Source organism: Halomonas sp. GT (assembly GCF_002082565.1).
Classification (GTDB): Bacteria; Pseudomonadota; Gammaproteobacteria; order Pseudomonadales; family Halomonadaceae; genus Vreelandella.
Window position 1 is genome coordinate 2,007,782 of the sequence record NZ_CP020562.1, and the last position, 25,623, is coordinate 2,033,404.

Consider the following 25,623-nt stretch of genomic DNA (forward strand, 5'->3'; position numbering starts at 1 on the left):
CCTTGTCTCTTAAACGCCCTTGGCGCTCGTTATTCGGGCACCAGGGGCGTTTTTTCTTGCTGGCGTTGGTGATGAAAACCATCCAATAGCTTTTCATAACGTTTCGGCAAGACTGAGTCTCGTCGGCGCAGCAGATAAAGCACTTCGTTAATTCCTTGGGGGAGTGCCAGCGCTTTAACTTGTCGCTGCCAGGGAGACGTTTCTAACACCAAGCGTGAGACAACGGTAAAACCCAGTCCGCGCGCGACCGCATCCAGCACCATGCTGACTTCGTTAGTAAAACCCTGATGACGAAAATGCGTCATAGATCGAAACTCGTCTGGATAGTTGGCGCGCAGCAATGCATTAGCATGATTAATGCCGTCGTAGTAATTAAGAAAACCAATGCCCATCAGGTCGGTTAGCGTGCTGCCAGCAAAATCAGCAGGCACCACTAAGCATAATGGCTCTTTATGCCATACCGTGCAGGTCAGTTCGGTATGGTTGACCTGCTCAGTCACGATGCCAATATCGTAGCGGCCTTCAAGCAGGTCATTAACAATTTCGTGATTAAAAGCAAAACTGTAATTGACTGTTAAATTGGGGTGCATCTGCTGCTGGCCAAGAATAAAAGGATAAAACATCAGCCCGACACTTCCTGGGGATGCAATCCGGCATTCACCGCTATCCAGTGAATCATCATCTAAACCATGGCGAAACTGTTCATGCTCGGCAAATAGCTTCAACGCATAATCATAAGCCCTTCGCCCAGACTCCGTTAGCGTAAAACTTCTCCCCTTTCTCTCTATCAGCGGTTTATCTAAATAACTTTCTAACTTGCGGATATGCTGGCTGACGCCAGGCTGCGTCATCTCCAAACGGCGCGCAGTTCGTGTGAAACTCCCCGTTTCCACTAACGTTATAAACGTCCGAAAATACTGGGCATTAAACATAATAAAGCGCCATCTTGACTTGCCACCGTGTGCTCTCAACGAAAGCACAGGGTAGCACAATACGACTATTAAACGGACGCTAAGGCCAGGCACTACCCTTATTGCTTGAATTCAGTTAGCAGAGGCCGTGATAGTATGTGGTTTTGTTAACAATATGATTAGGGACAGCCAGACTAATGACGCAACTCCCAGTACCGCGCGCCACCATTTCCAGCATTATTTCCCCGGAAGGAAGCCTCGAAGTGCTTTCCCAGCATGAGGTTAACCGCTTAAAAAGCACGTCTAAAAGTGGCTTGCATGACCTGCTACGCCGCTGTGCACTTGCGGTACTTAATTGCGGCAGCCCAACAGATGATAGTTTGGCCATTATGGAGGCCTATAAAGACTTTGATATTGAAGTCCTACAGCAAGACCGCGGCATCCGTCTTAAGCTAACCAATGCTCCCGCCGAAGCCTTTGTTGACGGACGTATGATTCGTGGTATACGTGAACACTTATCATCAATTCTTCGCGACATAGTTTATGTTTACAACGAAATTCAACACCACAAGCGGTTTGATTTAACCACGGGTGAAGGCACAACTAACGCAGTGTTTCATATCCTGCGCAAGGCTGGCACGCTGAAGCCTGGACGTGACCCAAGTTTGGTAGTGTGCTGGGGTGGCCACTCGATTTCCAGAGAAGAGTATGAATACACCAAGGACGTTGGTTATCACCTTGGCTTGCGAGATCTAGACATCTGCACCGGCTGCGGTCCTGGTGCCATGAAGGGCCCCATGAAAGGGGCTAACGTTGCCCATGCAAAACAGCGCCGTAAAGATGGTCGCTATTTGGGTATTTCTGAGCCTGGTATCATTGCAGCCGAAGCACCCAATCCAATCGTTAACGAGCTGGTTGTCATGCCAGACATCGAAAAACGGCTCGAAGCATTCGTGCGTTTAGGGCACGGTATTATTGTTTTCCCCGGAGGTGTGGGTACTGCAGAAGAAATTCTTTACCTTCTAGGAATTCTGCTTCATCCAAGTAATCACGATATTCCTTTCCCACTCGTGTTTACCGGCCCAGCTGATTCAGCCGAGTACTTCCAGAAAATAGATGAATTCTTAGTTTATACGTTGGGCGAAGATATCCGCCGCTATTACACAATTATCACCGGCAATCCAGTGGCCGTCGCACGCAAAATGCGTGAAGAAATTGACGAGATCGCAGACTTCCGCCGCAAGCACCAGGACGCTTTTTACTATAACTGGCGTCTTACCATTGCGCGTGACTTTCAGGCCCCCTTCGAGCCCACCCATGAAGCTATGCGCGGTCTCGCGCTTCATCGTCAGCAACCTACCCATGAACTAGCGGCTAACTTGCGTCGTGCCTTTTCTGGCATTGTGGCAGGTAACGTTAAAGAGCCGGGCATTCGAGCAATTGAAGCCCATGGGCCTTTTGAGTTAACCGCTGAACCAGAGCTTATGCAGCGCTTAGACGAGCTATTAACCTCATTTGTCGCCCAAGGACGCATGAAACTTGATGGGCAAGCTTATACGCCCTGCTATGTTCTAAGATAACTAATTTAGCAATATTAGTATCTATCAGGCACAGCCAATTTGCTGTGCCTGATCCGCTAGGGAACTCACTGTGATTATTGCTTTTTTAACGCTAGTTGCAGCAGGCATCGTCAAAGGTGCAATCGGTTCTGGCGTACCAGTCATCGTCGTACCTGTACTCACTATGCTTTACGACGTGAAGCTGGCTATTGCCGTGTTGATTGCGCCCAATTTGTTCAGCAATGTTTTACAAGTATGGCAATATCGGCACCATCTGTTACCGCTGCGCTTTCTCGCCGCCTTCTCTCTATCAGGTGGATTAGGCATTGTGCTGGGCACATGGGGCTTAGTCGTGCTATCACCCACTCTTTTATCGCTCGGCGTGGCGGCATCGATCGTGCTCTATTTAGTTATCAAGATAGCTAGGCGAACGCTCGCCCTTCCTTTCGCTACTGCAAACCGCATCGTGTTGCCCGTCGGTTTGCTCGCTGGCGTTCTGCAAGGCGCGGCGGGGATGTCAGCACCCGCGTCTGTGACGTTTTTAAACGCAATGCAGTTAGAGCGTCGCGTGTTTATCGGCTCTATCTCTGTTTTTTTTGTTGCCATCACCTGCGTGCAAATACCCGCGCTGCTGAGTGCAGAAATACTTACACTGGAACGCACACTTTATAGTTTTATAGCACTATTCGTTATTCTCGCTGCCATGCCGATCGGCGCACAGCTCGGCAAACGCCTGCCACACCGTTGGTTTGATAATCTCATTATGCTGTTACTGGCAGGAATTGCAGTCAAAATTATTGTAGATGCTGCGCTTTAAACGATGACTACCGCCTCACTGGGCAGGAATGGTGTCTAGGCGCTACACTGATGAGGTAATCGTTACACCTTGTCCAGGCGTCAATAACAAGGTGCTAACTACCACCAAGGAAAGGATAACTAGTATGGAAATGATTGACCAACTGCGGGATGGAAAAACCAAGGCGTTCGCCAAGCACTGCTTTGAACGCTACTCCCCAGAAGAGCTGAATGCTGCCTCAGAAGGGTCGCCGGATCAGGATGAAATGGCGCACTGGGATATTACCGCAGGCCAATGGGAGGAAGCTGTCGCAGCGGCTCTTGCTGATCACAAAGCGCAAGGTTAAATAAGCGCTACCAACGAGCCCATATAAAACGCCACCTACAGCGGTTTTCAGTTGCTGTAGGTGGCGTTTAGTCTGTGCCTTAGCGTTGCTCAGTTTGTGCTTAACTTAGTTTGTGCTTAACTTAGCTTGAATCTGCTTAGACTTAAGTATACGCCACACCATTTTTTCCACTTCGATTAGCAGATAAATCACTAAGCTACCGATGAAAATAGCTATCCAATGCGTCAGGCTTAGCCCTTCACTTCCAAAAATAAGCTGCATAAAGGGCAAGTATGTAAACGCCATTTGGAGCAGCATCACCATCGCGATGGCGATCCATACCGGTCGGCTGCCAAAAATACCGGCAAACGACAGCGTACTGTTGATTAAAAAGCGGCTATTGATTAAATAGGCAGCACTGCCAGTGACCAGCATATTGACCGCCCCTGCACGCGCTAATGCTTCGTTGCCGCCTTGGTTGAGTATCCAAGAGAACATTCCGAAAACGCCAACAAGCAGCAGTACAGAGACAAAAATCACCCGCCACAATAAAAAAAGATCAAGTAGCGGTGCTTTAGGGTCTCTTGGCTTGCGCGCCATTAAGTCTTTTTCCCCCCTCTCAAACGCTAATGCCAAGCCTAGCGTAATTGCCACTACCATATTCACCCATAATGCCTGTAACGGTGTTACCGGCAACACTGAACCTGACAGCACAGCCAACATAATCGCCAAACCCTGAGCGCCGTTAGTCGGAAGAATAAAAGTGATCGTTTTACGGATGTTATCGTAGACTTTGCGACCTTCTTCAATAGCACTGACAATGGTTGCAAAGTTATCGTCTGCCAGTACCATTTCAGAAGCATCTTTCGCTGCCTCAGTCCCCTGCACACCCATAGCAACGCCGACATCAGCACGTTTTAAAGCAGGTCCATCATTTACGCCATCCCCGGTCATGGAACAAACCCCGCCCTGCGACTGCATCGCCTTAACTAAACGCAATTTGTGCTCGGGTGATGCCCGAGCAAAGACATCAATCTCTAAAATGATATCTTCTAACGCTGTATCGGACATCGCTTCAATTTCTCGCCCAGTAAGCGCTTTCTGGGTTTGCGCAAAACCAAGTTGTTTAGCAATAGCCAGCGCTGTTGAAGCATGATCACCGGTAATCATAACGGGACGAATACCCGCTTGTTGGCAACGCTTAACCGCCTCAATCGCCTCTTCTCTTGGCGGATCTAGCAAGCCAATAATTCCCAATAAGCGCAACCCGCCTTCAATATGGTGATGATCAAGCTCATCCATTTCAGCAGCAGGTTTATCCGCAATAGCTAGAACGCGTAAGCCTCGCGAGGAAAGCTCGTGAATACGCTTTTCCCATTCATTACGATCAATGTCGACAGCGCCTTGCGTGGTAGCAACGCTGTCGCACATTTCTATCAAGCGATCAGGCGCCCCCTTTACGATGACACGCTGGCCATCCGCTTCTACATGCAGAGTGGCCATGTACTTAAAGTCTGACTCAAAAGGGATCGCATCTACCCGAGGAAACTGCTGGCGCACCTCTGACGTTTTTATACCTGCTTTTTCACCGGCAACCACTAACGCGCCCTCTGTCGGGTCACCAAAAATCTGATACTGTCCCGTCTGCTGATGCAGCTCAGTGTCGTTACACAATATGCCCGCACGTAAAAAATCACTTAACGGATAAGAGCCATCCATATCGACAGGCTCTGTTTCTTTTTCACCGCTGGCACTCAATCGATAAAAAGATCCTTCGGGTGAGAATCCAATACCCTCGATGAGAAACTGCTCGTCACCCAGCCATATCGCTTGGGCCGTCATTTCATTGCGCGTCAAAGTGCCCGTCTTATCTGAAAAAATTGTCGAGATTGAGCCCAACGTTTCTACAGCAGGAAGCCGACGAATAATGGCGTTGCGCTTCGCCATGCTTTGCACACCAAGCGCGAGCCCAATGGTGACAATGGCGGGTAGCCCTTCGGGAATCGCGGCCACCGCTAGACCGACAGCAGCCATAAACATATCCGCAGCGGGTTGATCGTGAATAAGTGTGCCTAATAACGCGGTAATGGCTGCAGCACCTAAAATAAAAACTGCGAGCACCCTGCCTGCACGATCAAGCTGCTGAAGCAGCGGTGTCTTGATTTTTTCAACACCACGCAGAAGTTCTGAAATTTTACCGATTTCAGTGTGGCGACCCGTCTCAACAACCAACCCCCGAGCATTGCCTTGCACTACAATTGTGCTGGCAAACGCCATGCTGCTTCGTTCCGCAAGATCGGTATCTGCATTCACTTGGTCAGCTTGTTTCTCTACAGGAACCGACTCTCCTGTTAATGCAGCCTCGTCGGTGCGAAAGCGCCGCGCTTCAATAAGACGAACGTCCGCAGGTATCCGATCGCCACTCTCCACCAGCACAATATCCCCTGGCACTAACGCTTCGGCAGGAATGGTAGTGCGCTTACCGTCTCGTAAAACATTGGCCTGGGGGGAAAGCATGTTGCGGATGCTATCAAGTGCCTGCTCAGCTTTTCCTTCCTGGATAAAACCAATTAGCGCAATCACGGCCACTACTCCCACAATGGCCGCCGCATCGATGACATGCCCAAGCAGGAAACTGGCAATAGCAGCAACCAGCAGTATAAGAATTAAAATATTGTTGAGCTGATCCAATAAGCGCCGATACCAAGGACGCCCCAAAGCCTGCTGAAGACGATTCGGCCCGTAGCGTTCTAAACGCAAATGAGCCTCTTCCGTGGATAGGCCGTCGTCAGTGGCGGTCAGCCACTCAAGCGCTTGATTTATCGAGGCACTATGCCACTCTGGCGAAGATTTCGCGGGTGTTTGAGGGTTTTCCATCCATAAGCTCCCTTGTTAACTATACCGTCAGCTTACCGCAGGTTGCTGCGCTGCAGTACTGCTGTTACCTATTAAATAACAAGGAAATGATTCAACGCAAAAAATGCTACTCAAGCAGGATTAAAGCATTGGGTGTATTAAGTTGAATATTTTTACCGTAACGTTTTTTGATTTATTTTTGCCAATCAAAATGTCACTACGTCATAAATAATGCTACGTGATTGGGCTAGTAACTCAAATTCGAAAATTGACTTTCACAATGGTTATACAAAAAAAAACACCTGTAGTAGAAAATAAATTAAAAATCATACTGCTGAAAATTTTTTTCATGCTTAGCTAACAAATAAGAAAAAATACTACTAAATTAAAGGAATGGTCAAAATATTGTAATATTAAAGATATCGTATAAAATCAAAAAATAATTCTAAAAAATACCGACCATGAGCTTATAAATCAAACACTTGAAAACTCACCTTAATTTATATTAAAAATTCTACAAACAAAATTTGTTATAGAAAATGTATATTTTCACAAGGAGGGTTATTAAAATGAATACATCTTTTACGTCTTCGAATAATAAAAGCATTTCCGCTTCACCCTCATTTAACGATTTAAAAACACTTCTAACGTTTTCTCAACCTTTATTTACTCTACGCAAAAAAACAACACTAATAACTAATGGTGAAAAATTCAAAGGCTTATATCTTGTTCATAGTGGACTGTTAAAACAAAGCCAATTAAAAAAATCCTCAGAAAATGAGATAATTACACATTTTTTCTTCCCAGGAGATCTGATAGGACTAGATTCAATTTGTGAAGCGCATTATAGTGGCTCTGTCACATCGATAGAAACATCTGGTCTATCATTAATAAAATTCAGCAAAATAGAAGACCTACCAATAACAAAGACAAGTCATATCCAATTATTAAGAATTCTAAGCAGGTCGATGCGTAATGAACACAATCGCATGTGGCGTACACTAAGCCAGTCATCAGACTCTAGATTGGCGTATTTTTTTATTACTATGTCTAGTAAATTTCGTGAACAAGGATATTCTCCCAACGCTTTCAGGCTACCCATGTCGAGACAAGACATAGCAAATTATCTATGCATGGCTTCAGAGACAGTTAGTCGCATTATTAGCCGGTTCGAAAACGAGGGGCTACTTGCGGCTAATGGCCACGAATATTTGATATTAAACCCTGAAGGTTTAGCTAACATAGCCGAAAAAACATAAAAATATCACACTGAAAAATACTATAAAGGCCGAAAATTAAGCTGAATATTTGACTGCAATTGATTCAATTCTATTTCGCCCGCTACGTTTAGCTTTCAGAAGCAAATGATCAGCACGATGAATTAGTGCTTCAATACAAACATCATCACGCTCTAGCTTAGCAATACCGATACTTATAGTAAGTTTAACGCTATTTAAGGCTTCTCTCAATCGCTCGGCTATTAGCATAGCACCGGAAACATCTGTTTCTGGCAACACAATTATAAATTCATCACCACCATATCGGCCTACATGGTCACAATCCCGTACTGTTTCAAGGAGCGTTTTTGCGACTTCTTTAAGTGCTTCGTCTCCCACAGGATGACCCTGCTCATCATTAATTGCCTTGAAATGGTCAAGATCGAGCATCATCAAGCATAGAGATAGTCCATACCGGCGAACACGCTTAAACTCAGCATTAGCTAATTCTAAAAGATAGCGGCGATTATATGAACCAGTGAGAAAATCGTGGTTGGCTAGATAAAACAGTTCCTCGTTAGTAGCCATTAATTTAGCAGTCCGCTCCTTAACTTGCCTCTCTACTTCATTTTCGATATATTTATTAACCTCATTTACTGTATTATTCAGATTCTTTTCGTAGATAATTCCAAGCAAATGTGACAGGGAACTCTGTGCATCAGAAATTGGCAATAAAACCAGCTGGCTCCCTCCCTTAAGGCTTTTCTCATAAATATTTTTAACAGGCGACTCATAACACGCAGATGTACACTCCTCTATACATTGAGCGCAGCTTTCTACTACTTCTTCACTAACCGTTTTTGAGAAAAAATAACCAAGGTGCTTATTTTCAAATTCAATTTCGCAACTTAATCTATCATTTTTAGATGGATCTATTGCTATTATAATAAATTTATTTTTTTCGATAATTTGTACAAAAAACATCTGTCTAGGAAAAAATCCAAGCAGATTTTCCATTATTAAAAAAGCATTACTACCAAACTGATTTATATTTCTTAACGCACTCCAAAATGAAAGCATGGCCACTCCCCCCTTATTAAAAAAACTCATGCACTTATATTTCATTTATTTTAGTGGTATTCAGCTCTAAAGAGTCAGACTTCCAACACTCTCTATACTCTTTAATCACCTTCAACTCATTATTTTTTTGGTTTACGCAATTCCACAATGCTTTATGCAGTTCAGGTGTAGCATTTGTTTCCAATAGGCGATTGAAAAAAACATACGTTTCGCTAGCAGATTCTTCAGCATACTCAAGTAAATGCTGCCCCATACGTTCGTCTATGACAAAAAAATGTCGACTGCTATTTCTGTAACAGCTTGGGAGCTCCCAAGCGGGAGGATCATTCACGCAAGCATCTAGCCCTAACTGCACAGCAGCTTCATGAAGATTGCTAAGACGGTGCACACACTCTAACCCAATTGAGCTCATTAAACGGCTAACAGAAGGGTCAACAGGAAGAAAGCTAAGAGCCAACCATCTATATCGATTAAGTTCCATAGACTCATGGGAGTGCGCTAAATCGAGCTGCTCATAAGGTAGAAAATTAGGAAATACTATCTTTTCCATATACTTGTTTCTCGCTGTGAACTAAGTAGGTATAGAGTCATGAATAGCCCTATCGTAGGTCGAAACAAACTTTATTTTCTATGACATTTGTCAACTTTATTAAAAAATATGAATACAGTACACCAATAACGAAACCAATCATATTTTCGTATTATTTTTTAACTCATCAAATTTAGGATTTTATAATTATTCTAACAAAAATATTAATTAAGCATCACCGGTTTGATGTTATTCAAATTAAAACATATAGTTACAACGAAATAATGAGTAATTTCACTTATGTACTAACTATAAAAACCAGCATCGACCAAACGTAATCATTACGTAGAAGCTTATTTTCTTATCGCTTGATGTTGGCGTAAACGATGAGCACAATAATTTAATTGAACAAAATCTAATAAGCGCTCTGCTCTTCTCAAAAGGCCGTAGGTTACACTACGTTTTAATACAGAAGCCCACATACCCCACTTCTCAATTTGTACAAAAACAATACAAATAAGCTGTAAAAATAATTTATGGAAAAAAAGCAGATCCTACCTGTATAAACAATTGAAATATGGAGCAAAATAAAATGCATAGAGATAGCTCTTATATAACACATTTTAATAGCAAGCTAATCAATCGCCTGACCAATTATCACCTTAGTAGCCACTCGATATAGCTTGGCATAGAGCAAACCAAGTTAGATCTTATTGCATGAAATACAAAAAGTGACCAACGTCAAATGAATCGCTATTAATAACAAACTCCATGCTAAGCACGGCTATGCTATTTCAAACGGCACATGAGGAACCAATACAATGACAACATTACTGTTTCCAAATCTGACAGCAAAGCCCGTCAGCAACGAGTCTATGTTGGTGCTTTGGTATCAGCCTTGGGTGGAAACCACGCATTCGGCCGCCAAGCTACAACGTATCTGGCTAGAAGCGGCCAATGAAGCACTTCGCCATGAACTGGATTTTATTTCAACGGTGGCTCCCATATACAGCAAGCTAACCTACTGCATGCTCGGTTTTGAAGGACCCCAAACCCCGTCATCAATGACAACTTGCTACCACAATATTGCAGGAGATATGACAGAAGCTACTTTCAACCGAATGCGAAAAGTATCTGAACTCAGCGAAGATTTACGAGAGCGAATATGGAGTGAGCTCTGATCTGGGTAGTAGCTAAGCTAACATAAGGGCTGTTAGTCGTTATTAAACGGCCCTTTTACCCAAAAAAGCATGAGGCATCGACATGCCAACCCCAAGTCGTGAAAGCCTTCTTCGCGACCATCACCCTGATGCAGTGCGTAAGCGACTAGGCACTCCAGTAAAAGCATCAACACTGCCTGATGCTGTGCTCGGCGGTATCGATGGTTGCGTGACGACCTTCGCGGTCGTATCAGGGGCATTTGGTGCAGGTTTCTCACCACAAGTAGCACTTGTACTTGGTTTTGCTAACTTACTCGCTGACGGGTTTAGTATGGCAGTAAGTAATTACGAAGCTGGGCAAGCACAGCTAGCTCAAATCGCCAGTACTGAGCGCACCGAACGACAGCATATTGATCTGGTGCCTGAGGGCGAACGCGAAGAGATTCGCCAAATTTTTCAAGCCAAAGGGTTCGAAGGAGAACTTCTTGAACAAGTAGTGGAAACATTATGCCGGGAACCCGATAGATGGGTGACCACTATGTTACAAGAAGAGCATGGCCTTTCATCTGTTGGACTTAACCCTCTTCGCGCAGCGTTAGTTACCTTTGGTGCTTTTTTGATAGTGGGCGCTCTGCCGTTACTTCCATATACAGTATCTAACTTAGCAACCATAACGCAGTTTTTAGCCAGTCTAGGACTGGCTGGCGGCGTATTCCTCGCGATTGGTATGCTCAAAAGCGCCGTCTACGGCCTACCGGCCTGGCGCTCGGGCCTGCGTACTCTCTTCATGGGCACCACCGCGGCTGGGCTCGCCTTTGCAACAGGCTATTTCGCACAGAGTCTATTGGCAGTTTAGGCCTATGAGCCCTACCTAGCTAAAATAATCATAGTGTTTCAGAAAGCTTCACAACCTCAATTGCATGCCTGCGTGCCTGACAATATAGATCCAGCCAAGATGGCTCTAATAAGTCTATGCGCTTTAACATCACACACCGCTCAATCTTACGTGCTAATTTAAGCTGCTTACCAAGAGTTCCTGCCTCCTTGACAACTGCGTCAGCTATCGCGTTACTGACATTAACAGATTCGATAAATATTGAAGGCTCAATTTTGAGTAGTAAGTCAACACCCGACATTAGCCCCACTAGATAAGCATCAGCTCCCCGATTGCCTCGAACTCGGTGCGTTTTTGTCAGCAGTTCGCACAAATGAGCGCGTGTAAGGATTAGCTCAGCATGTTCTCGAGTACTGTCTTTCAATACACCAAAAACCAGCATCCAGCGGCGAAGATAGTCTAACCCTAACCGAGCAATCACATCGTGCACGCTTTCGAGGGGAACATGGCCGCGGTAAAGTGGGCTATTAGCAATTTTGAGCAATTTAACGGCGAGATTAGGGTCTGCAGACACCATTTCTGCAAGCTCACCAATGCCTACATTTTGATTGGATAGCGCACTCAGAATTCGTGTTAACTGTAACGAAGACGGAGGCAGTACTTTGCCATAAACGATAGACGGTTTAGCAAAATAATAACCTTGGAATAGCTCAAAACCCGCATTGTAATAAATTTCGTACTCTGCTTTGGTTTCAACGCGCTCGGCAAGCCATGTCACTGAATAATGGGAGAGCGCTTGTTTTTTTTCTGAGAACTTCCTGCGGATTGGCGCCCAACGTATCGACCTTTATATAGGAAGCAAACTCAAGAAGCGCATGCCAGCTGGGCTTAAACTCAAAATCATCCAAAGCAAAGCGAAATCCTTGCTGGTGCCAATGACGCACACTTTCGACAAGCGCTTGTGTCGGCTCTATGCGCTCAACGAGTTCAATGACTACGTTTTCAGGCGGCACAGGCAAAAATGCTCGCGACATAAGAAAATCGGCCGACACATTAATAAACACCAGTGTTTGAAAATGACTAATCTGCTCTGTGATACCTGTGCCGAGGTTATAAAGCAGCTCAGTGGTCGCCTGTTTTTCACCAATATCAAAAACGCTACGATTATCGTCGCTTCGATATAGTAACTCAGCAGCAACCATTTTTTGGTGACGATCAAAAATAGGCTGGGCTGCCATAAGTACTGCAAGCGACATTTGTTCAGCCATAACTTCTCCATTGCACTCGACTCGCAATCCCTATGCGCTAGTCTGCTTAAAGGCGGTAATGTACCTTAATTAGTTTTATTTAGCATATAATATTGATTGGTTAATGGATGCTGGCTGAACGAACGTCATAGTTTAGAATGAAAAACGTTACAGGATTAGTGCTTCATAACGCTCGACATAGGGTGCAGCGCTGGTCAACTTAAAACTGACAAGCAACTCCACGGAGGGCCTTTGAAGACAATACAGAAGAAAGGTGTAGGCTAGCCATTCAGCAGTTATGCAGATAACAACATAAGTTATATAACTGTTCGTGTAGCGTTAAACTTAAAACCAAAAACGGCCACCGCTGCAATAGCTAAGTGACCGTTTTATATGTTTGGTCGGAGTGACAGGATTCGAACCTGCGACCTTTGCAACCCCATCCTGCTAGCGCTACCTTAGGCGCCCAAGCCCCACCACCTCCTATCAGCTATAAGATATTGTTCTTAATAATCTTTTGAAAGCCTCACTATAGAAGCGCTATGTTTGAGTTGGACACCAGACGCAGCATTTACTAATCCAAAATCGCAATATTGGCGCATTTGGGATTTGTAATGGACGACTCTACGAGCCGTCCACTTCGCCAAGCTTAGGCGTCCACCGGGACTAACACCTTCGCTGAGGCTCAAACGGGATGACAAATTTTTCACTTAAGAGAAAGATCACGGAATCAGCAATTAAGCATGCTCAAAGCAAGGGCATTCGCACTATCCACGACATCGAAATTAGTGGTTTTATGTGCACAATTTACAGACGTGACCTCATAACGTTCTCGTTTCGCTACCGCTCAAAACTGACTTCCAAGCGGCCGGTCATGAAGATTGGCCGATACCCATCTGTATCTGCTGACGAAGCCAGAGAAATCGCAAAAAAAATGTCGCTGGGACTGGCCAAAGGAATAGAGCCTAGGCTCGAAGAAGATGCCGCCATCAAGGCTCAAAAGCATATCGAAGAACAACAACGCCTGCAGGATGCAACGATTATCAAAGTATTCCTTGATACCGTTTATCGGCCACACAAAGAGCGTATGAAACGAGGCAACGAAGACCTTGAAAGACTTGATCGTCATTTTAAGCCCTGGTATCAGAAACGCATGCCTGAACTCAGCAAGGCTGACGTAACTAGGTGGCACCATGAGCTTGAAAAAACAGGCTTAGCGTTTCTCACCATCAAACGTTCCTACGATGTGCTTCAAAATATGCTTAACATCGCAGTTGAAGAAAAATTCATACATGAGAACCCAATCAAGAATGTAAGGCTTAAGAGACCAGTCGCTGGGGATGATCAAGGTATTGATGCTATCCGCTCCCGCCGTGCTTTAACGGACAGAGAAATCGACGGACTCTTTAGGGGGCTTGCCATCTATACCCAAGACCGGAAGGACATGCGGCGACGTTCACGTGCGAAAAAATCTAACCGTCACCTTCCCGACTGGGATCATCTGACCTATGTCGACTATGTGGTTCCGGCAATTCTCGTTATCTACCATGCTGGTTTTCGTCCAGGTGATGTCTATGGATTACGCTGGGAGAACGTAAATTTTGAAACACAAATTATTACCAAGGTCATTGAGAAAACAGCACACCACAGCATACGACCAACCAGCTTCCCTATTTCGGAACCACTCTTGGAGGTTTTGCAGGCTTGGTGGGAGCAAAACGGGCGGCAAAGAACTGGCTATGTCTTTCCGTCACCTAAAACCGGCCGCCGCTTATCTGCCAGTGCCCTAGGACGACATCCTTGGGCAGCTGTCAAAAAATTTGGGGGGTTAGATGAAAACCTTGACCTATATACGCTGCGCCACAATTTTGCATCCCAGCTCATTATGTCAGGGGCCGATTTGATGACTGTTATGAAGCTAATGGGGCATAGAGATATTGCAACGACCATAGAGCACTACGGCCACTTAACGGCAGACCACATCCGCAACGCTCTAGATGCTTTGAATCGTCCCGCCAAAGCAAAACCGCCATTCAAATACTGAAGACCTCAACAACCTCTGCTCTAGTGCTATCAAGAGCAGAGGCTCAGTTATTCATGCCATCGAGCGGAGCATCCCATCCCTCAACATAATCAATCTCATCTTTCATGCAACCATATAGCTGTTCTACATTGTTTTTATCAGCATGCGGCACAAGCTGAACGCAAGATTCTTCACTCATAGAAATGATGACCTCTTCGCCTGCGAGAGCTTTCCGGATAAGGGAATAAAGTTGTTTTTCTGCCGCGTGAATAGACACTCTCATAATTTACAACCACCAAGTAGCATGGGCTCATCTATACATTGTGGTAGAAGAACCACCAGAGTGCGAGCAGCAGCATCCGACCGAAACATGCTCAACCAGCCAGCTGCATTTATTGGTTGGTTCCAGAGGCTAGCCGTTGTGTCTGGCAGTGGCCGAAGAATATGAGAGGCATTGGAAGCCTGATCGCTACTCAATAGCATCAAGGCAACTGTTGAATGAGCAAAAAGGCGCAAATGATCTAGTCAAGCGCAATGTAGGCGTGGGCGATATTATGGAAAAGTTAGTAGTTTTGCAGTCCAAGCTGTTCGTAAAACAGAAGGGAAACTATTCACTTAGTTCTTTGATCATGTTAAAAAAAAGCCAGCACGGTGGCTGGCTTTCTTCGGCGTCCATCTGGACTAGCAATGGATTACCGAGTCATGTTGCGGTTCATTAAGACTTTCTAGGATACCGCAACTGATTGAATTCTTTGGTCGGAGTGACAGGATTCGAACCTGCGACCTTTGCAACCCCATTGCAACGCGCTACCAAGCTGCGCCACACTCCGATGCCTTGGATATCAGCAAATGTTAACTAACATCGTTTGCCTCAAGACGGTGCGTATACTAGCGCTTTCTTAACCAAATGAAAAGCTCTTTTTGCGCTTTCTTTTCAATTGCTTGCCGCTAGCCCTTAATCAATGCTCTTGAGTAGCAATGCCATTGCATCATATACCTTAGGCGTCGTTACAAGCAGTTGTTCTGGATAGAGATCAGCGGGAATGCCGTCAGGCACCTCAGATAAATGCCCCACTTTCGCACCTGCTTCGCGAGCAATGACCCAGCCCGCGACAAAGTCCCATGGTGAAACGCTTTCGTAATACGCATCTAAACGCCCGCAAGCAACATCACACAAGTCAATTGCGGCTGCGCCATTGCGGCGAACATCCTGACAGTTCGTCAACACAGCTTCCAAACGGGGTAAAAGCTGTTTGCGAGCATCTTTATCGTAGGGAAAACCGGTGGCTACCAGGGTACTTTCCAGCGTATCCGCTTCACTTGGCTTGATCGGCTGCTGATTGCAAAACGCACCTAACCCTTGTGCGGCACTGAAGGTATCACCCAAGAAAGGTGCGTGAACAACGCCTACTTTACCAACGCCGTTTTCTATCCAGCCTATCGACACCGCCACATGCCGCAGACCTTGGGCAAAGTTGACGGTCCCATCGATAGGGTCTACCACCCACAGCTGCTCGACGGGGGTATGCAGCGCACGCTCGGGGCTCAGTTCTTCACTCAGCTTGGCTTCACCAGGAAAATGCTCCTCCAGGCGTTGGCTAATTAGTGTATCAACTGCCACATCAACATCGGTAACCAGCTCAATACCGGCTTTTAAACGTTGACTGAAGTCTTGCTGTTCACGGGCGCGGCGTATCATATCGCCTGCCTCCTCCGCAATGCGTACTGCTAGCGCCAGCCGCTCTTCTAAAGTGTAGGTCGTCATTCACGCTCCTTACTTGCTGGTTTTACATTGCCTAAACATAAGCCCAGCTTAAGCGGTGGCGCATGGCATTACCATGACAGCGGAAGAAACCATTTTTAACGAAGCGCATCTACCAGCACATCAACAACGACGCGAGTAGCGGCTTCAATGAGTACGACATCAGCACCAACACGCTCCCATTCGTAGCCGGGATATTGGGGAAGTTGAGATGCCAACGGACCATCAAAGCGTTTTGCAATTCCCGGAGGAAGGGGTTTACCGCGTTCTAAGTTACGCTGAATACCCGGCGGCAATGGCTGGGCACGCGGTGCATCGTATTGCCGCAACAGGCGTATCAGTTCACGTTCGTTGATACGAGGAAGATCCACAACGCGTTCATCGCGATGGCGCCGCTCATGTCGGCCTATATCCTGTCCGCCACGCTGACGATCGGCGTGTTGACCGTTGTCTCTAGCGCCATGGGCGGGCGCGTGGGCAGGCTGTGCAACTGCTGCCACCTGCCAAAACAGGGTGCAAACTAACAAGCAAGCGCTAAGAGGGATTGATTTCATCATCGGCTCCTTATGATCAGGAGCGTTAAGTGTAGAGAGTAAATGCGCAGGCAGTGTGGACGCTTGATATTAATAACGAAACCCCACGCAAAGTGGGGTTTAATAATCGTCTCAGCCGTTAGAACGTTTGGCTTTAATCATCTTCGCGTACAATGCTGCCGTCTGAATTGAGAGTTACATTAACTCCACGATCTGTAACCAAACCCAGAGTGGTTCCATCACCTGCGTCACCCTCAATTATAGAAATAAGTGTTGGATTATCTTCCTCAAGAGCCACACCGTCTGAGTCATCATCACCAGCAGTAAGGCAGGACTGAAATGTGAAAGAAAAATCAGTCTCTTCATTAAACGTGCTGGCTGCAGTATAACCGCTTCTAAAAGAACTCAGCTCACCCTCACAAGCAGCTGCAGATGCGCGATCCAAATAATTACCATACTGCGGCACGCCGACAGCAGCGAGCACACCAATAATCGCGACAACAATCAGCAGCTCGATCAAGGTGAAACCACGCTGCTTGAAACGGCGGGGTTGGTGCGTTTGAGTAGGTTGCATCATAAGAATCCCTTGCGGTTATTGATCGTTTATTAGTGTACGGAGCGGGCCAAATCGGCTTAGAGAAACACATCTCACATTATCCGACCCTTTCCGTATTAGCAATGAACGATCTCATGCTTTTATTACTCGCTATTCAACCCTTTGATCAATGACAGCATCACCCTTTCGTTGGGGCATGCGAGTACCTTGCGTAAGCTGAATATGGTACAAGGTGGCTTACATTTGCCATACCGCTGAGATCGCTATGAGCCAATCTGCCCCAGAGTCTACGCTGAGCCATGCGACCTTACATGGCGGCCTGCGCGGTATCGCTAAACGGCTGGTGAAACATGGCGTGCTGACCGATGCTCAGGCGACTGTCGCGGAAAGCACGGCAGCAGAGCTTGAAGTGTCGCTGTTACAGCATGTGGTCGATAGTGGGCTAGTAGAGTCAGGCGCAGCAGCACTGGCCGCTGCCTGGGAGTATGGTTTACCTGTTGTTGACCTAGATGCCATCCGTATTAATGCACTGCCTCCTGCCAACGACTACCCCGTTAAAATATTAGAGCGCCTGGATATTCTTCCCCTGGCACGCCACGGGCATCGTCTAACTGTTGCGGTGCCCTACCCCGCTACGCTTACCCAGCTGGATGAGCTGCAATTTGCCACTGGGCTAAGCGTAGATGGCGTACTGGCGCCCGCTGACCAACTTAAAAACACCCTAACGCAGTATCTGGCGCAAAATGAACGCAGCATGCTGGATGAGCTGGAAAACGTCGATGACGCCGTCAGCGCGCTGAATATTGTTCAGCTTGGCGAGGATGAGGCGACCTTTGATAAAGCGGTAAAAGATAGCGAAGACGCCCCTGTCGTTAAATTCGTTAATAAAATACTGTTAGATGCCATCAGTCGTGGCGCTTCCGATATTCACTTTGAGCCTTATGAAACCCAGTACCGGGTGCGCTTTCGCATTGATGGCATGCTAATTGAAATTGCTCGTCCGCCTTTTGCGTTACGTCACCGTATTGCGGCACGTTTGAAAATCATGTCTCGGCTGGATATTTCTGAACGGCGACTGCCTCAGGATGGCGCGATCAAGTTACAGCTTTCACGCACCCGTTCAATAGATTTTCGGGTGAACTCACTGCCCACCGTATTCGGTGAAAAAATAGTATTACGCCTGTTAGACCCGGCCTCTGCCCAGCTTGGTATCGAACAACTAGGCTTTAGCCCGGAACAACAAGCCGCCTACGAACATGCGCTAAAAAAACCCCAAGGCATGATTTTAGTTACCGGGCCGACGGGTAGCGGTAAAACAGTGACGCTTTACACAGGTATTAATATTCTCAACCAAATCGAGCGCAATATCTGTACCGCTGAAGACCCGGTAGAAATTAAAGTGTCCGGCATCAATCAGGTTAACGTTCTCCCTAAAATTGGCTTGAACTTCGCTAGTGCTTTGCGCGCCTTTCTACGCCAAGACCCTGACGTGGTGATGGTAGGTGAAATTCGTGACCTGGAAACCGCCGAAATTGCCGTAAAGGCAGCCCAAACAGGCCACTTAGTGCTATCTACGGTACATACTAACTCAGCTGCTGAAACGCTAACCCGGTTAGCGAATATGGGCGTCGCCTCCTATAACATTGCAAGCTCCGTTAGCTTGATCATTGCCCAGCGCTTGGCGCGTAAGCTGTGCAACCTGTGTAAAACACCCGCTAAGATTCCGGCCGAAGCGCTGCGTAAGGCTGGCTTTAGCCAGCAGGATATTCGCAATGGCACAATTTATTCGCCAGTTGGCTGCAAACAGTGCACCCAGGGCTACAAGGGGCGTATTGGTATTTATGAAGTAGTGCCCATTACCGATGCCATGCGCCAATTGATTATGCGTGATGGTGATGCGCTGGATATTGATCAGCAAGCCCGCCGCGAAGGCTACCCCAGCCTTCATCAGCGTTGCTTGAGTCGCGTACTGGATGGCAGTACCAGCTTGGAAGAAGTTAACCGCATCAGCAAGGAGTAACGCGCGACATGGCTAACGCTAAAGCACGCCGCACAAAGCCAGCGCCGCTACACCGCTGGAAGTGGGAAGGCAAAGGGCCACAAGAACGAGCCATGCGAGGCGAGCTAATTGGCCGTACTAAACCCGAAATCATTGAACAACTCGCTAAGCAGCGTATTGTCGCCACTAAAGTTCAAAAACGCAGCAGCTTTAGTGGACGCGGCAAAGTAACCAACGTCGACATCATGATTTTTGCACGACAAATGGCCACCATGGTGCGGGCAGGTATCCCTATTCTTCAGGCGTTACAAGCCGTTTCTGAAAGCCTTAAAAAACCCGCGATGGTGGCACTAACCCAGCAAATCATGGAAGACGTCTCCTCTGGTGACAGCCTTTCCAGCGCCATGGCAAAACATCCCAAACAGTTTGACCGCCTGTTTGTTAACCTGGTCGATGCAGGGGAGCAAGCTGGCGCACTTGACCAGATGTTGGAGCGGATAGCCAGTTATAAAGAGAAAGTTGAATCACTCAAAAATCGTGTCAAAAAAGCACTCTGGTACCCTACTGCGGTGATGACCATCGGTGTCGCCGTTACCATGCTGCTGCTCATCAAAGTCGTGCCTGAATTTGAGAGTATGTTTCAAGGTTTTGGCGCAGAGCTTCCGGCACTCACTCAGTTCACGGTTAACTTATCAGACATGGCCCAGACGTACTGGCTACAAACACTTGGCACACTAATCGGCAGCATCACGCTGTTGAAAGCTGCAGCGCGACGCTCACCACGCGTTGCTTATCAGCTAGATAGTTTAATGCTTCACCTGCCTATCCTTGGTGATATTTTGCACAAATCGGCTGTCTCTCGATTTACACGTACCTTAGCGACTACCTTTACTTCAGGCGTGCCACTTATTGAGGGACTCGAAACTGCTGCAGGAGCAGCGGATAACCGCGTGTATATCAAAGCTATTAATGAAGTGCGCCAAGATGTAACTACCGGGCAGCAGCTGCATTTTGCCATGCGTATGACCAATCGTTTTCCAGCGCTAGCCGTTCAAATGGTGAGTATTGGTGAGGAAGCCGGCTCGCTGGATGCCATGCTTAACCGGGTCGCAGATTACTACGAAGAAGAAGTCGATAACAAAGTAGACGCCCTGACCTCGTTAATGGAACCAATTATTATCGTTGTCCTTGGTGCGCTAGTGGGCGGTGTTGTTGTCTCCATGTATCTGCCTATTTTTGAAATTGGCACCGCACTGTAAATACACCGTTCACTGGCAATTTCCAACGCATACACGAACTTCCCCAAACTATAGGAATACCATGGGTTTACCGCCAAGCTTTTACCTCTTTTTTGCTTTACTGATCGGCCTCTGCTTGGGCAGTTTTCTTAACGTTGTCATCACTCGTTTACCCGTTATGCTGATGCGCCGTTGGCGCAATGAAGCACGCGTCTCTCTTGAGCTAACCGAAGAAACGTCTCCCCGCTTTAACCTTGCCACTCCAAGGTCAATGTGCCCACGCTGTGAACAACCGATTGTTTGGCACGATAACCTACCCTTAATAGGCTGGCTAAAAAGATGTGGCAAATGTGCCCATTGTCAAACACCCATCAGTGTACAGTACCCACTCGTTGAGCTAATGGGCGGCGTGCTAGCAGTCACGATTGTGGCTTTGCATGGCCCGACGCTAAGCGCACTGTTTATCTATGGCGCTTGTTTAACGCTACTTGCTTTGGCAGTGATCGATTTTCGTACCTATTTACTCCCTGATATGTTGACCCTACCGTTGTTGTGGGCTGGCTTAGCCTATCAATTGTTCTTTCAGCCTCTGCTGCTCCCCAGTGCTGTTATCGGCGCGATGGCAGGCTATCTTGTGCTTTGGACCTTTTACTGGGTATTTAAGCTCATAACAGGTAAAGAAGGCATGGGATTTGGGGATTTCAAATTACTGGCCGCCCTTGGCGCTTGGGTAGGTTGGAGCATGTTACCGCTGGTGCTTATTTTATCAGCAGGTATTGGTGCAATAGTAGGACTAGCCGCTCAGGCTCTATCTCCTCGACTGCGTGGCCAACCTCTTCCCTTTGGCCCCTTTCTTGCGCTAGCGGGCTGGATTTGTTTACTTGTGGGCAACGAGTTAATGGCACTCTACACGTCGTTGCTTTATTAATCCAAACGTCAGTTTTGTTCAATCTTTTGGGGAGCATGCATGATCATTGGGCTAACAGGTGGTATTGGATCGGGAAAGTCTACCGTTGCCCGTGCGTTTGAAGAACTCGGGGTTGGCTGGGTAGATGCCGATGATGTCGCGAGAGAAGTCGTTGCCGTTGGCGAACCTGCGCTAGCCGCTATTGCCGAACACTTTGGTGAAGACGTATTGAACTCCGACGGAACACTGAATAGATCAGCACTGCGCACCATCATTTTTGAAAATCCTGCGCAACGGCAGTGGTTAGAATCGGTCACTCATCCTAAGGTACGAGAACGCCTTCTTTTGCATCTTGACCGCCTACAGGCGCAGTCGCCCTATGTCTTGTTAGTGTCTCCTCTGCTTTTTGAGTCTGGCCAAGATAAACTGGTTCATCGTACGTTAGTCATCGATGTGCCCGAATCGCTGCAATTAGCGCGTACGCTTGCCCGGGATGGGGTGAGTGAATCCCAGGTGCGTGCTATCCTCGCCGCCCAACTTCCACGTGAAGAACGCCTTGCTAAAGGCAATGATGTCATCGATAACAGTGGTGACCATGCGGATATGATGCGCCAGGTAATCCAACTGGATTGTCGTTATCGCGCCGAGTGCACTTAACGACGTGCTTGAGCAGCACCTGAGCAGCACTTAAGCACATATTTAATACAGCACTTGATACCGCAATTGATCCCAGAAATGGGAGTACTTTTGAAACAGGAGATTGTCATGCCTACGCCAGCAAATGATTCACCGCTAGAGGTTGCTTGCCCTCAGTGTGGCAAGAAGGTTATCTGGGGGCCAGAAAGCACTTATCGCCCCTTTTGTAGCAAACGTTGCCAACTGCTTGATTTAGGCGCTTGGGCGGAAGAGTCGCATCGCATTGCAGGTGAATCTGCCATGGATGAAGCAGACTTAGACACCTTGCTTGCTCAAGCAGATAGAGACGCACCTCTTTCTTAAAAAATGCCGTAGAGTTAAATCATGACCTAGGTTTAAATACTGGATGAGGTTTAAATACTGAAGTAGACATTTGTTAATTGATTTTTTTAGTTTCTTTTAGCTGTTATCTAAGAAAGTGTTGTTGAGTGAACACCGCTGAGAGAATGTCGCTTTAACCGCTTCAAGGCCCACCCTACATGACTGACGCCACGCTGCCTCTATATCATTTACTGCATGAACTTGATATCCACTTTGACCAGCTGGTGGCCACCATTGAGCAGGCTGCAGCGCTATATGAATCAAATAAACCGCCTACTTGGCGGTTTCATCATGACGTTAGCGAGCCTATTTGGTTGCGGGATGCACTGCTGGACATGTGGCATCAGCAGGGACAGGATGGCCGCGAAACGCGTAATTATATAGCAGTCATTGCTGCTAACGATGATTTATTAGAAGCGTGTCATCAAATTAACCACGCAAAAACAAACATCAGCGATTTACTCTCACGCATTAAGCAGTCTCATCCAAACGCATTGAACGATGCCAAGTCTCGCTTACCTAACCGCCATCCACATGTCGACGAAATACTTCGTAAAAGCGGATTTGCAAGACTCCACCTAAAACAGTGCTGGCGACAACTCCCTATAGCCCCAGCGCCGGTATCCAGAGTTAGGCTAGCGTGGTACAGCAGCGGTCGCTCAATCAAAAGAGTCAGCGTTCAAGAGGCTGAGCAAAAATTATTGCAGCTAGACAGCGATGCACCACATATCCGCATACAACTACGCAAGCTCGCCAGCATTCCAAGTGGAGAAATATTGGCGCAGGTACAGACCCAAGCCCCTTTAATGCGCGCTAATCTGTTTTTTGTCGAACCGCTTGCGGATGGACACACGCGACGAGCGCTTAATATTGCATTGCCGTTAATTGTGCCCGCAAATGAAGGTCGATTACCGCATCTAAAAGCGCCAGCGGAAACGCCTCCTGCTACTCGCACAAGAGCTAAGCGGCGCGACGAAAAACTAGAAGACGACGTATATTTACCTAGTTTACGTATCTTTCGGTATCGCTAACCAGCGACCACACCTTATACGATCACGTTATTTACTTACTACAGGCACGTCATCAAGCGTCCATTTACTAGACTCAAGCAGAGCATGTATGACCTCACCAACATCTCGCTCAGACAAATCAAATTCCCTAATCAGCGCTTTTAAGCGTTGATCAAACAAGCGATCTTGCTCATGCGAGCGGGCTGCTTCGTCTGCTGCGTGGTCATCTGCCTCTAACGCCGCAATTGAACGTACTGGCGGTCCCGTTGGAATATCGAAATCGCTGTTAGGATCTTCTAACTGGCGCAGCGCCTGCGCGAAGGCATCATCCAACTCACGAAACTTACGTAGCTTTTCACGCTCATCGAGCTGTTTTTGAACCTTTTGATATTTCATCGATGTTTCATTTACACCTTACTTGAAATGGATGACAAGTCTGCTGAAACAGACCTTTTTCCGGCAAAACTGTGCCCAAACGCTTAAAACGACTGAGCAAACTTGCCTTTGCTCTCTCTTGCCAGCATAAAGGCACCACAGCTTAGTAATAAATAAGCTGCCCCCGATATAAAGCAGAATGCTCCTTCTGGAAGAGCATAAAAACGACCAGTTAAGCAACCTAAGGTCGCGCATAGGGCGGCAAATTCATCTAGTAGGCAGGAAGCAATGTTAATCGCCTATCAGATTACTAGCAACGCGAGCACCGGGAGGGTGCATTACAGGTGAGATGAGTAACGACCTGTACGACTCAAGCATAGGAGGCCAGATAATGTTCAATGCAATGATGCGAGCTGAGATCTGGCTGCAAGACACACTCGATAAGCCGTTAGGAATCGAAGACCTTGCTAACCACTTAGGATACTCAGCATCACAAGTACGCCGACAGTTCCGCCACTGCTTCAACATTTCGCCTAGCGCTTACCGAGAAAAAAGGCGTCTTGAGCGAGCCGCCGTGTTACTTTCACTCACCACACAAAATATAGCGCAAATCGCTATTCGTTGTGGATATACCAATCACTCTTCTTTTTCACGCGCGTTTCAGCGCCGTTATCAACTACCGCCGCGCGAATACCGCCAAGCGGTTAGCAGCATGTACCGTCTGAACAGGTCTGACAAAAACATTACGATTAATATTGAAAAATGCCGACCTGCACATGTTGTTTTAATGCGCTTGTACCAAGCACCAGAACGCATTCATGGGCTAGGCAACACAAAATATCATGCTAACCACTTACAGTGCTTACAAGCCCAGCTAAGCGCTTCTACCCCAGCCATGGTACTGCCAGATCTCTTGTCAGAAAAAGTGAAGGCCATTGTAGAAGAACCTGCACTAAATCACACTAGAACTGACATCGGGCTCTATCTTGAGAATAGAGATACTGCCAAACATCTAGCGCTACCTGTCACCTATCGACGGGTGGACATTCCTGCCCGCTATTATGCGAAAACATGTTTCGATAATATTTCACAATTATCTTATATAATGTCTGAAACGCTAGTGGCACTAATGGATAAAAGAAATCGGTTAAATATCAGTGGTGATGCACCGCAAGTATTATGGCAACCCCATCATATTGAGCTGAGAATACCTTTAACTGCCTAGCTCACCCTGTATAGTTTTTGCCGTTCCCAACAAACCAAAACCGGCACTTCTTTTAAGAAATGCCGGTTTAAAACGACTTAGTCTTCCATGCGCTCTAGCCAAGACTCGACGGCTTCATCACCATGCTCGTCTTTCCAGCTACGCAGGCCTTTATGGTTACCGCCGCGGGTTTCAATTACTTCACCGGTATGTGGATTTTTATAAATCTTTAAACGGCGCTTACGACGTGTAGAAGATGCTGCAGCACCTTTGGATCCACGCTGATCAGCGTTAGGGTCCAACAATGCAATGACGTCAGAAGGACGCTTACCAAACTCGTTCATTAGCGCTTCAAGCTTAGCTTTAAATTCAAGCTCGCTCTTCAAACGCTGATCACCTTCCAAGCGTTGTAAGTCTTCTTGCAGTTGTTTTAGCTGCTGTTCCTTTTGAATATACTCATTTAATAGCGACATAGGGATTCCTT

Annotated in this window: 26 protein-coding genes and 1 tRNA gene; 14 read left to right on the plus strand and 13 right to left on the minus strand. The window is 46.8% G+C overall.

Features of this window, described 5'->3' with window-relative positions:
- Positions 1-29: 29 nt before the first annotated feature.
- Positions 30-932 carry a LysR family transcriptional regulator gene (locus B6A39_RS09410; protein WP_083004500.1) on the minus strand — a complete coding sequence of 301 codons (903 nt, stop codon included), beginning with the start codon at positions 930-932 and terminating at the stop codon, positions 30-32.
- A gap of 176 nt (positions 933-1,108) precedes the next feature.
- Here B6A39_RS09410 and ppnN point away from each other — a divergent pair, with 176 nt between their 5' ends.
- The 3 genes from ppnN to B6A39_RS09425 all read left to right on the plus strand — a co-directional run bounded on the left by ppnN (position 1,109) and on the right by B6A39_RS09425 (position 3,612).
- Positions 1,109-2,491, plus strand: coding sequence for a nucleotide 5'-monophosphate nucleosidase PpnN (gene ppnN / locus B6A39_RS09415; protein ID WP_083004503.1), 1,383 nt, complete (start codon positions 1,109-1,111; stop codon positions 2,489-2,491).
- A 70-nt stretch (positions 2,492-2,561) separates the two neighbouring features.
- On the plus strand, positions 2,562-3,287 hold the full coding sequence (locus B6A39_RS09420; protein ID WP_083004507.1) for a sulfite exporter TauE/SafE family protein: 726 nt from the start codon (positions 2,562-2,564) through the stop codon (positions 3,285-3,287).
- 124 nt (positions 3,288-3,411) lie between these two features.
- Positions 3,412-3,612: a hypothetical protein gene (locus B6A39_RS09425; RefSeq protein ID WP_083004510.1), complete on the plus strand. Its 201-nt coding sequence runs from the start codon at positions 3,412-3,414 to the stop codon at positions 3,610-3,612.
- Positions 3,613-3,717: 105 nt separating this feature from the next.
- Here B6A39_RS09425 and B6A39_RS09430 read toward each other — a convergent pair whose 3' ends face one another.
- Positions 3,718-6,468, minus strand: a complete 2,751-nt coding sequence (locus B6A39_RS09430) for a cation-translocating P-type ATPase (RefSeq protein WP_083004513.1) — start codon at positions 6,466-6,468, stop codon at positions 3,718-3,720.
- Positions 6,469-7,016: 548 nt separating this feature from the next.
- Between B6A39_RS09430 and B6A39_RS09435 the strand changes: the two genes are divergently transcribed.
- Positions 7,017-7,706: a Crp/Fnr family transcriptional regulator gene (locus tag B6A39_RS09435; RefSeq protein ID WP_198036770.1), complete on the plus strand. Its 690-nt coding sequence runs from the start codon at positions 7,017-7,019 to the stop codon at positions 7,704-7,706.
- Between the two features lie 36 nt (positions 7,707-7,742).
- On the opposite strand, the gene B6A39_RS09440 is transcribed toward B6A39_RS09435, so the two are convergent.
- Together B6A39_RS09440 and B6A39_RS09445 are read right to left on the minus strand one after the other, a co-directional pair.
- Entirely contained in the window at positions 7,743-8,774 is a 1,032-nt protein-coding gene (locus B6A39_RS09440) for a GGDEF domain-containing protein (protein ID WP_198036771.1), read from the minus strand.
- Between the two features lie 4 nt (positions 8,775-8,778).
- Positions 8,779-9,294 (minus strand): hypothetical protein, encoded by a 516-nt coding sequence (locus tag B6A39_RS09445; RefSeq protein WP_083004524.1) that lies wholly within the window; start codon positions 9,292-9,294, stop codon positions 8,779-8,781.
- Between the two features lie 800 nt (positions 9,295-10,094).
- Here B6A39_RS09445 and B6A39_RS09450 point away from each other — a divergent pair.
- Positions 10,095-10,454 carry a hypothetical protein gene (locus B6A39_RS09450; RefSeq protein WP_083004527.1) on the plus strand — a complete coding sequence of 120 codons (360 nt, stop codon included), beginning with the start codon at positions 10,095-10,097 and terminating at the stop codon, positions 10,452-10,454.
- Positions 10,455-10,536: 82 nt separating this feature from the next.
- Positions 10,537-11,289, plus strand: a complete 753-nt coding sequence (locus B6A39_RS09455; protein WP_083004531.1) for a VIT1/CCC1 transporter family protein — start codon at positions 10,537-10,539, stop codon at positions 11,287-11,289.
- 28 nt (positions 11,290-11,317) lie between these two features.
- Here B6A39_RS09455 and B6A39_RS09460 read toward each other — a convergent pair whose 3' ends face one another.
- Positions 11,318-12,046, minus strand: coding sequence for an EAL and HDOD domain-containing protein (locus B6A39_RS09460; protein WP_198036772.1), 729 nt, complete (start codon positions 12,044-12,046; stop codon positions 11,318-11,320).
- On the minus strand, positions 12,021-12,536 hold the full coding sequence (locus tag B6A39_RS09465) for an EAL domain-containing protein (protein WP_083004538.1): 516 nt from the start codon (positions 12,534-12,536) through the stop codon (positions 12,021-12,023). Before B6A39_RS09465 ends, B6A39_RS09460 begins: the two co-directional genes overlap by 26 nt.
- Positions 12,537-13,209: 673 nt before the next feature.
- On the opposite strand from B6A39_RS09465, the gene B6A39_RS09470 reads away from it, so the two are divergent.
- Positions 13,210-14,559, plus strand: coding sequence for a site-specific integrase (locus B6A39_RS09470; RefSeq protein ID WP_083004540.1), 1,350 nt, complete (start codon positions 13,210-13,212; stop codon positions 14,557-14,559).
- A gap of 43 nt (positions 14,560-14,602) precedes the next feature.
- Here the strand turns inward: B6A39_RS09470 and B6A39_RS09475 are convergent, their stop codons facing one another.
- The 5 genes from B6A39_RS09475 to B6A39_RS19140 form a co-directional block, all read right to left on the minus strand.
- A complete protein-coding gene (locus B6A39_RS09475) occupies positions 14,603-14,821 on the minus strand; it encodes a type II toxin-antitoxin system Phd/YefM family antitoxin (protein WP_083004544.1) in 219 nt (72 codons plus the stop codon).
- Positions 14,822-15,291: 470 nt separating this feature from the next.
- Positions 15,292-15,368 (minus strand) — tRNA-Pro (locus B6A39_RS09485).
- 125 nt (positions 15,369-15,493) lie between these two features.
- Positions 15,494-16,303, minus strand: a complete 810-nt coding sequence (locus B6A39_RS09490) for an inositol monophosphatase family protein (protein ID WP_083004551.1) — start codon at positions 16,301-16,303, stop codon at positions 15,494-15,496.
- Positions 16,304-16,398: 95 nt separating this feature from the next.
- Entirely contained in the window at positions 16,399-16,854 is a 456-nt protein-coding gene (locus tag B6A39_RS09495; RefSeq protein WP_083004554.1) for an anti-virulence regulator CigR family protein, read from the minus strand.
- A gap of 133 nt (positions 16,855-16,987) precedes the next feature.
- Complete coding sequence (locus B6A39_RS19140; protein ID WP_083004557.1) at positions 16,988-17,410, minus strand: pilin; 423 nt, start codon at positions 17,408-17,410, stop codon at positions 16,988-16,990.
- Positions 17,411-17,654: 244 nt separating this feature from the next.
- Here B6A39_RS19140 and pilB point away from each other — a divergent pair, with 244 nt between their 5' ends.
- From pilB to B6A39_RS09530, 6 genes are all read left to right on the plus strand, one after another.
- Entirely contained in the window at positions 17,655-19,409 is a 1,755-nt protein-coding gene (gene pilB / locus B6A39_RS09505) for a type IV-A pilus assembly ATPase PilB (RefSeq protein WP_083004560.1), read from the plus strand.
- 8 nt (positions 19,410-19,417) lie between these two features.
- Positions 19,418-20,647 carry a type II secretion system F family protein gene (locus B6A39_RS09510; RefSeq protein WP_083004564.1) on the plus strand — a complete coding sequence of 410 codons (1,230 nt, stop codon included), beginning with the start codon at positions 19,418-19,420 and terminating at the stop codon, positions 20,645-20,647.
- 61 nt (positions 20,648-20,708) lie between these two features.
- Complete coding sequence (locus B6A39_RS09515) at positions 20,709-21,554, plus strand: prepilin peptidase (protein ID WP_083004567.1); 846 nt, start codon at positions 20,709-20,711, stop codon at positions 21,552-21,554.
- Between the two features lie 39 nt (positions 21,555-21,593).
- The gene (gene coaE, locus B6A39_RS09520; RefSeq protein ID WP_083004570.1) at positions 21,594-22,190 is read left to right on the plus strand and encodes a dephospho-CoA kinase; all 597 of its coding nucleotides are present in this window, start codon (positions 21,594-21,596) and stop codon (positions 22,188-22,190) included.
- Between the two features lie 108 nt (positions 22,191-22,298).
- Positions 22,299-22,532: a DNA gyrase inhibitor YacG gene (gene yacG, locus B6A39_RS09525; protein ID WP_083004574.1), complete on the plus strand. Its 234-nt coding sequence runs from the start codon at positions 22,299-22,301 to the stop codon at positions 22,530-22,532.
- A gap of 176 nt (positions 22,533-22,708) precedes the next feature.
- The gene (locus tag B6A39_RS09530; protein WP_083004577.1) at positions 22,709-23,581 is read left to right on the plus strand and encodes a DNA replication terminus site-binding protein; all 873 of its coding nucleotides are present in this window, start codon (positions 22,709-22,711) and stop codon (positions 23,579-23,581) included.
- A 27-nt stretch (positions 23,582-23,608) separates the two neighbouring features.
- On the opposite strand, the gene B6A39_RS09535 is transcribed toward B6A39_RS09530, so the two are convergent.
- Positions 23,609-23,956, minus strand: coding sequence for a hypothetical protein (locus tag B6A39_RS09535; RefSeq protein ID WP_083004581.1), 348 nt, complete (start codon positions 23,954-23,956; stop codon positions 23,609-23,611).
- A 370-nt stretch (positions 23,957-24,326) separates the two neighbouring features.
- Here B6A39_RS09535 and B6A39_RS09540 point away from each other — a divergent pair, with 370 nt between their 5' ends.
- Positions 24,327-25,160 (plus strand): helix-turn-helix transcriptional regulator, encoded by an 834-nt coding sequence (locus B6A39_RS09540; protein ID WP_083004584.1) that lies wholly within the window; start codon positions 24,327-24,329, stop codon positions 25,158-25,160.
- Positions 25,161-25,237: 77 nt separating this feature from the next.
- Here B6A39_RS09540 and B6A39_RS09545 read toward each other — a convergent pair whose 3' ends face one another.
- Complete coding sequence (locus B6A39_RS09545) at positions 25,238-25,612, minus strand: histone-like nucleoid-structuring protein, MvaT/MvaU family (RefSeq protein WP_009724762.1); 375 nt, start codon at positions 25,610-25,612, stop codon at positions 25,238-25,240.
- Between the last annotated feature and the right edge of the window lie 11 nt (positions 25,613-25,623).